Consider the following 12,361-nt stretch of genomic DNA (forward strand, 5'->3'; position numbering starts at 1 on the left):
TTTTATGTTTCTGTGATTAAATCTGAACTTATAATGCGGTTACGCCCTGCCTTTTTAGCCTCATATAAAGCATCGTCTGCATATTTAATCGCTGCCTCAATATGATCCATAGGTTTCAGATTACCATACCAGAGTCCGGCACTGACCGTGACGTATTTCTCTTTTACATCGTCTCTTTCGATGTGATCTTTTTTTATGGATGAAAGTAGATTTTGAGCAAAATGCTCAGCATCAAATGCCTGCTCTGAAATCTTGATAATAAGGAATTCTTCCCCTCCATATCGGATAGGAGAGGCATCTTCTCTTAAACTGATAGTTCGGATGATCCCGGCTATCCTCTGCAAACAAACATCGCCCTGAACATGACCGTATAAATCATTATATTGTTTGAAATAATCAATATCCAGCATCAGGCACATACCATAGTAACCTTTTGTCCGCGCACTGGCAAATAACGGATATATATTATTTAATAAATAATGGCGGTTATTAAGTCCGGTTAACTGGTCAATATTTACCAGCTCAACCAACAGATCGTTTTTCCTCTGTATTTCATCATATTGCCGGGAAATAATGTCCCGGTCGCAAAATTCGATTGCGGTGCTGCGATAATATCGATATGAAATAAAAAAGGATAGAACAGTTACTAAAATGCCATTTACAATATAGCCAAACATATTATTATTTGAATGGGCAAACTTAATGGAAATAAAAACCAGGGAAAGCCAGGTACAGCCAAAGATTGCTGCACTTTCCAGGGGAGTAAGCAATAAAAATGCCGCCGTTGTTGGGAGCAGATAGCAGTATACGGATAAACTTTTGCCGCCCAGCAGTTCCATACAGGTGATACCCAGTACCCATAGACATAAACAGGCAGTATAAATTCTGCGAAGCCAGAAAAACTGGCTGTACTTTTTTCGATTCACGGTATAAGGGTACAAAACAACAGCGATGCAGGTAACAACAAACAGAAACACGTACAAACTGAAATACCCCATGGTTCGCGTAAACTCAAATGACAGATGCTTGCTGTTCATAAAAACAATTATCATGACCAATTGTATAAGTGCTACAATAATGGCGATATTCTTTTCTGTTGCGTAGACCTTTAATGGTATATATTCCTGGAAGCGTTTTTTCTGTTCAGGGGTTAACTGAACTACGATATCCAATTTCTTATTAGTCTTATCCACGTCTTATCCTCCCAGTGCCATGTTCCCACTAATTAATTAATATTAATCGCTAAAGATATCCATATTATAATGTATCTGAATAGTAGTTGGCAATATTAAATTTGTAAATATTATAAAGAAATGAACATTCGTCTTTTCAGTTATCTAAGGGGCTTCTGCTAATAATTTCTGAAAGGGGTATGATGAGAGGCGTAGAAGAATGAAATGAAGCATTTATCCGAACAGAACGGAAGAATATTGCAGCATTAAAAAGAATGTGTTTCTATGTGAATGTCAGGTATTGTAATCAACTATTTTATAGGGTTAATCAGTGTACTTGTTCTAAATAAGGTAGAGATGCGCCAAATTCAGGACGTGTAACAGTCTACACGGACTAAATTTGACGCATTTCCACTGCAGGGTGGGGCATGCAAAGGAATTATTCAAAATATTCCCCTACATTATGGTTATTATACTGCTTTTTGACTTTAATAATAATAGAACCATCCGGCTGAGAATGCTCTTCTATTATCTTATACTTCGTTCTATTATGGTCCAGCTGTACTTTATATTTTTCATATTCCTGCTGAACTTCTTTTTTTGCCTTTGCAGAACCAATACCATCTTTTAATATAAAGTGAATTGTCTGTTCCAGACATGCTGATTTAATACGTTTCATATTTTATCCCTCCAATTTTTTAAAAGAATTTTATCATAATAAATTTGGAAATTCAAAGGACAAAATAAACAAATTCCTGTATAATTTTATTAATAAAAACTGCTAAAAGGGCATTGGAGGAGTTACATTATTTACTTTGGGATTCTGCTTTTTTCTTCATTATCAGGTTGCATTTTGAATCATAATACAGGCCCAGGTCCTTACATATGCGATTGTTTATATCCATAAGTGCATCATGATATTCTTTGTATTTTGGAGATAATGCGATCATATTTGGGATGAAAATATCATTATATCCCTGATCCTGAAGGTTTCTCATATAACGACGCTGTGAGATGAATGCCGGGTGGTATTTATAGAGAAAACTATTTTTTAACTTTACATTTTTCTTTGTCTGGTCACGAAGTTTTGCATATTCTTCTTCAGTGGGATGCAAATATTGCTGCAGTTGATGTTCCATTCTGGAGACCATTTGTTTTATGGATGATTTAGGCGTAAAGCGATACATAAAGTAACTGATACATTTTATAAACAGAGGAATCTTGATATCTGCATTATCCCAGAATTCAATAATATTTTTATATGCCTGCTGCTGTTCCGGAGTTGTAATCTGTATCTGCAGATATGGTAAAAAATGATTCATGAAGTAATATCCATAAAATCCTGGAACCATATCCTGCAATGCCTGTGCAATCGTCTTATAGTCAATGATTTGATTGACGGCATCTGCATCGTGATTGCGGATGAAGGAATACAAGGCATCTAATTCCTCTTGTTCGGATTGATGCGATTGGAACTTGTCGTTGTAGATCTGTTCCAGAAGCGCTTTGTCTTTTGAATGCAGGAGAGTTTTGATATCCTGAATACTGATTCCTAATTTACGGTATATGGAAATCTCCTTTAAGGTAAGAATATTCTCTTCGGTATAATTGCGGTATCCGTTTCCATCCTTAGCTACCCGCAGCAGCCCCTGTTCTTCATAATATTTGACCGCACGTTTGCTGAGATCTACTTGTTGGATGACTTCATTAATTAACATGGCAGTGCTCCTTTCTTCTTTATGGCCTGAGTATAGCCCTGTACGTAACGTGCATGTCAAGGGAAAAGTAGAAATAGACCCTATTTTCTAATATGTTCTTGCAGGAAACGTGGTATGGTTCAATATTACAATACACTTGATGATATTTCAATGAATGTTTGCAGGGCGTACAGATGGCAGGATTATTTCACAAATCAAAGACATGGATGTGGATAAGTTCATGTTGTGTTTATTTTATTGTGGAGAAAAGAAAATGGACGTGGTAGAATTAGGAATAAGCATAATAATTTTCATAATCGGCAGTAACATTACCTTTAAAGAGAAAGGATATAACAAATGTCAGCACAACTTATTCGTATGTTTTTATTAGACGGAAACGCAGAAGGGATTAAAACATTAGAGATATCAAATCGGACTATATATGCTACGATGCTCCCACGCCCACTATTTTCCCAGTACAAACAGCGCAGAGAATACAAACGCCCAGGCGTATATGTACTGATGGGGAAGGGGATTAATGAGGAACCTCTTATATACATTGGAGAAGGGGATCCGGTAGGGGACAGAATTGAAAGACTCGTTGGCAAAATTAGATGAGCACAATTCTGCGGGAAATTGGGTGAGAAATAACCGCAAAAAACTTATAGAAAGAGGTATTTTAGTAGATGAGGGACAAGGTGTATTGAAATTACTGGCTGATATTGAATTCGATAGTCCATCAGGTGCTGCAGTAGTGATAACAGGTGGAAATGTAAATGGGCATACAGCCTGGAAATGCCAGGGTAAGTCACTTGCGGATATTGAGGTGGAGGAGTCATTGGAGAGTGATGAAGAAAATTAAGATTGCCACTTCCCTATGCCTATGCTAGACTGTTCTCAGAATCTCAAAGGCAAACACCCCGCCACAAGCAACAGGGCATCAAACTTGCAGCGTCATGAGGGCGGGGTATTTGAACCTCGCAGCAGCAGCCAGATGGACATGCCAGCATGACTGTTTGGCTCGTTGCCCGCGGGAATAAGCAGCGCACATAACTATATATCGGGACACAAATGGATTCAGTTTTCTACATAAATAGAAGCTACAAAATTATCACCTAAAATAGCAAGAAAAGGGAGCAACGAGATGGAAGAAAAAGCGCCAAAATACTATCTGATTAAAAAGGATATTATTAAGAAAATCGAAGCAGAGGATTACACGGCCGGAGAGACGATCCCCAGCGAGCGGGAGCTGATGGACCTCTATAAAGTGAGCCGGATTACTATCCGCAAAGCAGTGGATGAACTGGTGATGGAGGGATATCTCTATAAGGTACAGGGCAAGGGAACCTATGTGAAAACGGATGAGAACAGCCATGATCTGTTTGCCATTACCAGCTGCACGGAAGATGTTATTAAGATGGGGCTGACGCCTACGAAGAAAGTGATTGTATCCCAGGTGGTTCCGGCTGATGTCAGCCGTGCTAAAGCGCTTGGACTGCAACCGGGGGAAAATGTATTTCGGCTGGGAAGGATACTTTATGCAGGAGATGAACCGCTGAATTATACCGTTACTTCATTGCCTTATCATTTATTTCCTCATATTGAACGGCATGATTATGCCAGGGAATCCCTGTATCAAACGCTGGAAATAGAATTTGGCGTGACTTTGTGTAAGGCAAGGAGAACGATTGAAGCGGTATTGGCAACCGATGAAATTGCAGAATATCTGGACATTGAAGAGGGAATGCCATTGATCAAATTTGGTTGTACAACTTATGGCAGGCTGGCTGGAATTGAGCAAGAAGAGATTCCAGTTGAGCGTTTTCACTGCTATTACCGGACGGATAAATATAAGTTTTATATTGACCAGGTCGTTCCGGGAACAGATCTCCGGAGAAAGTAGTACCAGTTTCGAAGAGCATGTCCCTTAAATGGGGGTTATTATCGTAAAATCGAAGTATACCAGTTTTCGGAAGTCAAAAACAGAATCTGAAAACTGGTATTTTTGTCTAAATCTTTCTATCCATTTCATAGAAAATCCGTATCTAATTTTATCACTAATTACCAAAAATGAGAAAAATAAAGTGAATATATTGACAAATAATTAAAAAAGAGTAAGATAAACACATAACTGGTTATGACGACATAACGACATAATAAGATGACGGGAGATACCGGGAAAGAGAGGAGAGATGGAAGAAGAACACATACCAAAATATTTTTCCCTGAAGAGGGATATTATCCGCAAAATCGAAATGGAGGAATTCACAGGCGACATGCCTATATTGAGTGAGCGGGAGATGATGGAACTTTATCAGGTAAGCCGGATTACGGTCCGAAAGGCGATTGATGAACTGGTGAAAGAAGGTTACCTCTATAAAGTTCAGGGAAAAGGGACTTATGTGAAATCAGATGAGAACAGCCAGGATTTATTTGCCATTACCAGCTGTACGGAAGATGTTCAGCGGCTGGGGCTTACCCCTACTAAGAAAATGATTATTGCAGAATATATTCAGGCGGACAGTAAGAGGGCAAAGAAATTACATATTACCGTTGATGACAGGGTGTTCTGTATGGGACGAGTCCTGTATGCACAGGGAGAGCCGTTAAATTATACCATCACGTATCTGCCGGAGAAGCTTTTCAGTGGCATTGACCGACATGATTTTATTAATGAGTCTCTATACAATGTGATTCCAAAAGAGTATGGAATCCGGATTACAAAAGCAAGAAGAACTATTGAAGCCGTTCTGGCAAGGGATGATATTGCAGACTATCTGGAAATTGAAGAAGGAATGCCAATTATTTTATTTGGATGCACCACCTATGGCATCGTAAATGGAGCTGAAATCCCCATTGAATATTTTAAATGTTACTATAGAACGGATAAGTTTAAATTTTCCATCAACCAGGTGACTGAGAAGAAAACGGCATCGGTACAGGAAAATTAGTAAAAACAGGAGGAACCAAGAATGAAAAAAAGTTTTAAGAAGTTATTGGGAGCAGCACTGGCAATTGTTTTGACGGCGGGGGCTCTGGCGGGATGCGGAGAAAATGCCGCAATCAAAAACACAGAGAAGAGTACGGCAAAAGAATCAGCGGCGGCGAAAGGGGAAGAGACAGGAAATGATTCAGATGGAAATCAAAACACAAGTGCAAACAGTGATTTGAAAATTGCAATTATATGCTCGAATTCCGGACAAAATGATAATGGGTATAATCAGTCAGCATGTACGGAAGGCAAGGCCATTGCTCAGGAGCTGGGAGCGGAGTGTAAAATTGTTGAACCGGTAAACGGTGTGCCTTCTGCACTGGAAGCACTTGCGGAAGATGGATATAATCTGATTTTCAGCCTGGAATATGACTTTGATGCATTAGTAAAAGGTGTGGGAGGGGCAAAGCCAATCGCAGAGCAGTATCCGGATACCTGGTTTGTGGTTTTCAACGATAACCCGAATCGGAAAGAAGATGGAAGCACACTGCATAACAATGTTATTTCCGTTCTGTTTGATGTACATGAAGCTTCTTATCTGGCAGGTTATCTGTCTGTTTATATGAATGAAAATGCAGACAAGCTGTTCCCGGAAGGATATTCCATGACTCCGGCTGATAAATCCAGAGGAATTGGTTTTATCGGCGGAACAAATTCAAACGGCATTCTGGTATATTCCTATGGATTCATTCAGGGTATTAACAAAGCTGCAGAAGAGCTGGGTGTGGATTACGATTATTATGCAAAATATGACGCAGGATTTACGGATCCGGCACTTGGAAGTACGGTTGCTGGAACCTTCTATGAAAGCGGTGCGAATGTAGTATTTGCAGACGCAGGTGTGGTTGGAGACGGCATCACTTCTAAGGCGAAGGAAGTTGGCAAAATTGCAATCCAGACGGATGCGAATCTGGATGACCAGCAGCCGGGACATGTGCTGACCAGCGTATTAAAGATCACCGGAGTTCCGGTTAAGATTATTACACAGGCTTATGCAGACGGGAAAATTGCGGATATGGATAAAGAGCAGAGTTATAACCTGGCTTCCGGAGCAACCGGTATCACAGATCTGGCTGAGATGAGCAAGCATGTGGCAGATACCGCTGTATGGGATGAAATAAAAACGAAAACAAATGAAGTAAGCCAGCAGATCCAGGATGGCAAGATCGATGTGGTGAACAAACAGATCGGAGAAGAATTTGATCCGGCAACCTGCCCGCATGTAAATATTAAAACCGAGTAAATGAAAAAGCCTCAGAGCGTGTTTAACTCCAGATGAGGTATTCCAGAAACAAAGGAGCAGAGTAGATGAGTATCATACAAACAATCGACCTAACAAAGAAGTTTGATGCTTTTACAGCGAATGACAAGATCAATATATCCGTGGAACCCAAAGAGATTAAATGTATCGTAGGGGAGAATGGTGCCGGGAAATCAACCCTGATGAATATGCTCTACGGTGCACTCCGGCCTTCCAGCGGGAAGATCCTAATAGACGGACAGGATGTTAATTTTAAAAATCCCACCGATGCCATAGGTCACGGTATCGGCATGGTGCACCAGCATTTTAAGCTGGTGCCAAGCCTGACCGTCTATGAAAATATTTTGCTTGGAAGTGAAATCAATAAGAAGTGGAAAGGGAGAAAAAGCCCGTTTATTGATCGTAACACAGAGATTGCAAAAGTAAAGGAATTAATTGAGGAATATCATTTCCAGATTGACCCGCTGGAAAAGGTAGAAAATCTTTCGGTAGGACTGTGCCAGCAGGTTGAAATACTGAAGATGCTGTACAGGAATGTCCGGATACTGATTTTGGATGAGCCTACCGCTGTGCTTACTCCGCAGGAAGTAGACCGTCTGATGGAAAATTTAAAAGAGCTTCGGAAAAATGGAAAAACCATTATTGTTATTACCCATAAATTAAGAGAAGTCATGGAGCTGAGCGACAGTGTCACCGTCATCAAGCAGGGGAAAGTAATTGGGAATGTGAAAACGGCTGATACCAATGAACAGGAGCTGGCGCAGATGATGGTAGGCAGAGATGTTGTTTTAACCGTCAGCAATGAAAATGCAGCTCCCTGCAGCTGTGAAACGGCATACTGTGTCAAAGACCTGTGTACCACAAATGCAGAACAAAAAGAAATTCTTCACAATATTAATTTAGAAGTACATAAAGGGGAAATTTTAGGAATTGCCGGAGTAGAGGGAAACGGACAAAGTGAGCTGATAAAGGTTCTTACCGGGCTTATGGCGTCTACAAAAGGAAGTGTGCGTTTATGTGAAATGGATGTGACCAATGCCTGGCCGGACGAACTTCGCAAAAAGGGTCTGGGAATCATTCCGGAAGACCGTTATGCGCAGGGATTGTGCAGGGATATGAGTATCGGGGAAAACTGTATCGCCGGATACTTTGGAAACCATGGAGTCTGTAAATGCGGTGTGCTGCGTGGTAAAGAGATCACGCGCCTGACCGGAGAATATATCGAAAAGTACGATATCCGTGTAGCCGATCCGGAGGGAGAGATCTCCCAGCTTTCCGGGGGGAATGCACAAAAGGTAATCATAGCCCGGGAATTTGAGAATCATCCGAAAGTGATTATTGCCTGCCAGCCAACCAGAGGGGTGGATATTGGTTCCATTGAGTTTATTCACACCCAGCTGCTCAAATTTAGGAATGAGGGAAATTCGGTACTTCTTATTTCCAGTGAGCTTTCCGAAATTATGAGTCTCTCAGACAGGATTGCCGTTATGTACAAAGGAGAAATCATAGGAGTTGCATCACCGGATGTGCCTGTGGAGAAAATCGGTCTGCTGATGGCAGGTGCAAAACCGGATGAGGGGAGAACAGCATGAATAAAAGAGAGAAAAAAATATCTATATTTCCCAAGATTGTAAATACACTTTTACCTGTTCTGCTGGCATTTGGCATCGGCGGCGTGATCATTGCAGCAATTGGAGAAAATCCATTTGAAGTCTATGGAATCATGCTTGGAAAATCACTGTTTACAGCAAAGGGATTCAGTAATACGCTGCATTATGCTTCCCCGTTGATTCTCACGGGACTGGCAATTGCGATTACCTTTAAAGCAAATATATTTAACATGGGTGTGGAAGGACAGCTCCTTTTGGGCGGATTCTTTTCCGGAATTGCAGGTGCAATGATTTCCATAGGAAGCCCGTTTTGGCACAAAGTAATCTGTATGCTGGTGGGAATGCTTTTCGGTGTTCTATTTGCCCTGATACCCGCATTGCTAAAAGCATATTTTCATGTAGATGAAATGGTTGTAACACTGACCTTAAACTATGCGATGATTAAAATTCTGGAGTATTTGTCTTCAGGTCCATTCCGGGAAGACGGGGCTGGGTATGTTTGTACACCCACCATTAAGGAAACAGCCATGTTTTCCAGGCTTGGGGATTCCAAGATGACTCTGTTTTTCTTTATTGCTCTGGCGGTGCTGCTTGTCATGGCATTTGTCATGAAGAAAACAAAGCTTGGATACGAAGTTACGGCAATTGGAAAGAATCCTGAGTTTTCAGAAGCATCCGGTATTCGTGTCCGTAAAAAAATTATTATCCTCATGTGTCTGAGCGGTGCCCTTGCCGGTCTTGCGGGTTCCGGGCAGATGATGAGTGAAGCATTTAAATATACGCTGACATTTTCCGGGACAACTGGCCTTGGCTGGGATGGTATGCTGATTGCCCTTTTGGGACGACACAATCCCTTCGGCATCCTGCTGGCGGCTATTTTCTACAGCGGATTAAAAACAGGGGCTGACAATATCAACATGTATACTGCAGTACCTAAAGAAATTGTAGGAGTGCTGCAGGGATTGATCATTTTATTCCTGGCAGTTCGGTTCTTCAATGAAAAATATGGTTTTATCGAACACTATAAAATGTGGAAAGAGAACAGGAGGGCAGCAGAATGAATTTTCTAGGAAATATTTTATACGATTCCGTATATCATGCAACGCCTATACTTCTGTGTGTTCTGGGCGGGATCTTTGCCTATAAGGCTAATGTTTTAAATATCGCACTGGAAGGTATCATGCTTGCAGGTGCATTTGTTTCCCTTCTGGTTTCCTATTTAACCGGAAACATAGTACTGGGTTATGTAACGGCTCTTGTTGTCTGCATCCTGATTGGACTGGTCTTCTCTTTTATGACGGTAACCTGGAAGGGAAATGTAATCGTTGTAGGCCTTGCCATCAACATGCTGGTTCCTGCAGTGGCAGGCTTTGTACTTCAGTATATGCAGTCTGCAAACATTACGCTGACCTGGAAAAATGTAGCGGATTTTAAAATCCACATTCCTGTCATTGATAAGATTCCGATTCTCGGGGACATTTTAAGCGGGCATACGCCTATAACTTATCTGGCATTTATCGGAATCGGGCTGATCTGGCTTTTAATGTACCGTACAAAGTTTGGTATCTATGTAAGAGTAGTCGGGGAAAATGAAGATGCAGCCAGAAATATGGGCTTAAATACGAATAAATACCGCTATCTGGCGATTCTGTTAGGAGCATTCTGCTGCTCACTTGCGGGTATAAACCTGGCATTAGAGCGTATGGTTCTCTTTACCAATAATATGACAGCCGGCCGTGGATTTATTGCCATTGCAGCAATCTACTGCGGACAGGGAGATCCTGTTTCCAGTGCTCTTTACGCCATCGTATTCGGTGCAGCCAGAGCGCTTGCGGTAAATATGGGACTCTATGCGGGACCGGCAGCAGCACTGTTTGATGTAGTACCTTATGTGGTAATGAGTATCGTATTAACCATTGTTTCTATGCTGAAATACAGAAATAACAAGGTGAGGGGATTTCAATGATTTTAAGATTGCAGGTGGATGATATGGATTTTCAAATATGCCCCTAAGAGAAAGGAATATGCAGCGATGAGTGAAACGGCTTTATTGATTGTAGATATGGTGAAAGATTTTACCGATGCAAATGGATTGGTTTTCTATCCGCAGAACCGGGAGATTTTGCCCAAAATAAAGGAAGTTCTGGATAAATGCAGGGAAAAAGGAGTACTGATCGTGTTCTTACAGCATTGCAACCGGAAAGGTAAATTTGACAGAAAAGCAGCATCCATGCGCCCCAACTGCATTGAAGGCAGCGGAGGAGAGGAAATTGATCCGATGCTGGAAGTAGATGAGGAAAAGGACTATGTGATTAAAAAGCGCAGGTACAGCGGCTTCTTTGGAACTGATCTGGATCTGGTGCTTCGTGAAAATGACGTTAAGAATGTGGTTATTGTGGGAACGAAGACAAACTGCTGTATCCGTGCAACTGTTACCGATGCGTTTTATCTGGATTACAATAGCTATGTAGTTTCAGACTGTGTGGCAACCAATTCCCAGGTTGTGAATCAGGTGCACCTGGAGGATATCAATAAATATCTGGGGAAAGTAGTGGACAGGGAGACACTGTTTCAAATGCTGGACAGGGGGGAGTTGTAGAGCATGGGTGAGTTTGAAGTTTTAACCAGCGGCTATGTGAGCATGGATCACATTATTAAAATCGCTTCGCCGGCGACGATTGGCTGTACATCCCTGGTGACGAATAAAAATAATGTACAGATATATTATGGAGGCTGTTCCGTCAACATCGCCTATGGGCTGAATCGGCTGGGGATCAATACGCTGCCGGTGTTAAGAGTGGGCGGGGATTATGAAGCAAATGGATTTAAGCATTTTCTGGAAGCGGGAAACGTTCCGCTGGATGGGATACGGGTCATTGAAGAAGAGGCAACCTCAGTGTGCTACTTATTACAGGATAATAATAATGACCATATTACTATTTTTTATCCCGGTGCTATGGACAGCAAATATGCCGGTCCAATCGATGGCAGCTTATTTGAGGGAGCCAGACTTGGCGTCATTACGGTTGCGGCAAGAGAAGACAATGAGATGTTCTATCAGCAGTGTTTAGCCCATGAAGTGCCTGTGGTATTTGGCATGAAAGACGATTTCGATGCATTTCCGGAAGTATTTTTAAAGACGCTTCTAACGGGAAGTAAAATTATTTTTACCAATGAAGTGGAACGGGAAATGATTGAAAAAATATATGGGTTTCATGATATTACGAAGCTTTTTGAAATCGGTAAGGCAGATGTGATTGTGACCACTATGGGGAAAGACGGAAGCATCTGTTATGAGAGAACCCCGGAAGGAATCCGCACCTGGAAAATCGGTATTTGTGAGGCAGAGCATATCGTAGATGCTACAGGCTCCGGGGATGCTTATATGGCGGGATTTCTCTATGGGTATTTAAGAGGGATGGAGAGTGTGGAGTGCTGCAGGCTTGGCAGCGTGCTGTCCTGGTTTGTTCTGCAGGCGGAAGGCTGCTGCACAAATCTGCCAACGCAAGACCAGTTTCTTAAAAAGTATCGGGAGATTCGTGAGAAAGAATAATAAAAGCACTTACGCGTGAATGTAAGAAAGCAGTAACGAAAGAATATCAAAAGCGTGATCAATGGAACAAGCAAAA

General features: G+C 41.5%; 12 protein-coding genes. 9 read left to right on the plus strand and 3 right to left on the minus strand.

The genetic code is table 11. The features are described 5' to 3' along the window. Positions 1-2: 2 nt before the first annotated feature. The 3 genes from CD03_RS35905 to CD03_RS0107920 form a co-directional block, all read right to left on the minus strand. Positions 3-1,193 (minus strand): GGDEF domain-containing protein, encoded by a 1,191-nt coding sequence (locus tag CD03_RS35905; RefSeq protein WP_052377728.1) that lies wholly within the window; start codon positions 1,191-1,193, stop codon positions 3-5. 418 nt (positions 1,194-1,611) lie between these two features. Further along, the gene (locus CD03_RS0107915; RefSeq protein ID WP_027293183.1) at positions 1,612-1,851 is read right to left on the minus strand and encodes a hypothetical protein; all 240 of its coding nucleotides are present in this window, start codon (positions 1,849-1,851) and stop codon (positions 1,612-1,614) included. Between the two features lie 127 nt (positions 1,852-1,978). Next, positions 1,979-2,890 carry a MerR family transcriptional regulator gene (locus CD03_RS0107920; RefSeq protein ID WP_027293184.1) on the minus strand — a complete coding sequence of 304 codons (912 nt, stop codon included), beginning with the start codon at positions 2,888-2,890 and terminating at the stop codon, positions 1,979-1,981. A gap of 568 nt (positions 2,891-3,458) precedes the next feature. On the opposite strand from CD03_RS0107920, the gene CD03_RS0107935 reads away from it, so the two are divergent. The 9 genes from CD03_RS0107935 (at position 3,459) to CD03_RS0107975 (ending at position 12,285) form a co-directional block, all read left to right on the plus strand. Then, positions 3,459-3,731, plus strand: coding sequence for a DUF4357 domain-containing protein (locus CD03_RS0107935; RefSeq protein WP_081820179.1), 273 nt, complete (start codon positions 3,459-3,461; stop codon positions 3,729-3,731). A gap of 282 nt (positions 3,732-4,013) precedes the next feature. After that, positions 4,014-4,772, plus strand: coding sequence for a GntR family transcriptional regulator (locus CD03_RS0107940; protein ID WP_027293188.1), 759 nt, complete (start codon positions 4,014-4,016; stop codon positions 4,770-4,772). A gap of 289 nt (positions 4,773-5,061) precedes the next feature. Continuing rightward, on the plus strand, positions 5,062-5,820 hold the full coding sequence (locus tag CD03_RS32855) for a GntR family transcriptional regulator (RefSeq protein WP_044289237.1): 759 nt from the start codon (positions 5,062-5,064) through the stop codon (positions 5,818-5,820). 21 nt (positions 5,821-5,841) lie between these two features. After that, positions 5,842-7,104: a BMP family lipoprotein gene (locus CD03_RS0107950; protein ID WP_027293189.1), complete on the plus strand. Its 1,263-nt coding sequence runs from the start codon at positions 5,842-5,844 to the stop codon at positions 7,102-7,104. 65 nt (positions 7,105-7,169) lie between these two features. Further along, entirely contained in the window at positions 7,170-8,714 is a 1,545-nt protein-coding gene (locus CD03_RS0107955; RefSeq protein WP_027293190.1) for an ABC transporter ATP-binding protein, read from the plus strand. Further along, positions 8,711-9,793 (plus strand): ABC transporter permease, encoded by a 1,083-nt coding sequence (locus CD03_RS0107960; RefSeq protein ID WP_027293191.1) that lies wholly within the window; start codon positions 8,711-8,713, stop codon positions 9,791-9,793. The genes CD03_RS0107955 and CD03_RS0107960 overlap by 4 nt, the downstream gene beginning before the upstream one ends. Beyond that, entirely contained in the window at positions 9,790-10,698 is a 909-nt protein-coding gene (locus CD03_RS0107965) for an ABC transporter permease (protein ID WP_027293192.1), read from the plus strand. The genes CD03_RS0107960 and CD03_RS0107965 overlap by 4 nt, the downstream gene beginning before the upstream one ends. A gap of 18 nt (positions 10,699-10,716) precedes the next feature. Beyond that, positions 10,717-11,331: a cysteine hydrolase family protein gene (locus CD03_RS0107970; RefSeq protein WP_330373690.1), complete on the plus strand. Its 615-nt coding sequence runs from the start codon at positions 10,717-10,719 to the stop codon at positions 11,329-11,331. A gap of 3 nt (positions 11,332-11,334) precedes the next feature. Next, on the plus strand, positions 11,335-12,285 hold the full coding sequence (locus CD03_RS0107975; protein ID WP_027293194.1) for a carbohydrate kinase family protein: 951 nt from the start codon (positions 11,335-11,337) through the stop codon (positions 12,283-12,285). The last annotated feature ends 76 nt before the right edge of the window (positions 12,286-12,361 follow it).

The organism is Robinsoniella sp. KNHs210, assembly GCF_000686105.1.
GTDB classification, from domain to species: domain Bacteria; phylum Bacillota; class Clostridia; order Lachnospirales; family Lachnospiraceae; genus Robinsoniella; species Robinsoniella peoriensis.

What these genes read in the sequence shown, in the direction of transcription:
- CD03_RS0107915 (WP_027293183.1), bottom strand. Translation starts at nt 1,851, where the DNA reads ATGAAACGTATTAAATCAGCATGTCTGGAACAGACAATTCACTTTATA.
- CD03_RS0107920 (WP_027293184.1), bottom strand. Translation starts at nt 2,890, where the DNA reads ATGTTAATTAATGAAGTCATCCAACAAGTAGATCTCAGCAAACGTGCG.
- CD03_RS0107940 (WP_027293188.1), top strand. Translation starts at nt 4,014, where the DNA reads ATGGAAGAAAAAGCGCCAAAATACTATCTGATTAAAAAGGATATTATT.
- CD03_RS32855 (WP_044289237.1), top strand. Translation starts at nt 5,062, where the DNA reads ATGGAAGAAGAACACATACCAAAATATTTTTCCCTGAAGAGGGATATT.
- CD03_RS0107950 (WP_027293189.1), top strand. Translation starts at nt 5,842, where the DNA reads ATGAAAAAAAGTTTTAAGAAGTTATTGGGAGCAGCACTGGCAATTGTT.
- CD03_RS0107955 (WP_027293190.1), top strand. Translation starts at nt 7,170, where the DNA reads ATGAGTATCATACAAACAATCGACCTAACAAAGAAGTTTGATGCTTTT.
- CD03_RS0107960 (WP_027293191.1), top strand. Translation starts at nt 8,711, where the DNA reads ATGAATAAAAGAGAGAAAAAAATATCTATATTTCCCAAGATTGTAAAT.
- CD03_RS0107965 (WP_027293192.1), top strand. Translation starts at nt 9,790, where the DNA reads ATGAATTTTCTAGGAAATATTTTATACGATTCCGTATATCATGCAACG.
- CD03_RS0107970 (WP_330373690.1), top strand. Translation starts at nt 10,717, where the DNA reads ATGATATGGATTTTCAAATATGCCCCTAAGAGAAAGGAATATGCAGCG.
- CD03_RS0107975 (WP_027293194.1), top strand. Translation starts at nt 11,335, where the DNA reads ATGGGTGAGTTTGAAGTTTTAACCAGCGGCTATGTGAGCATGGATCAC.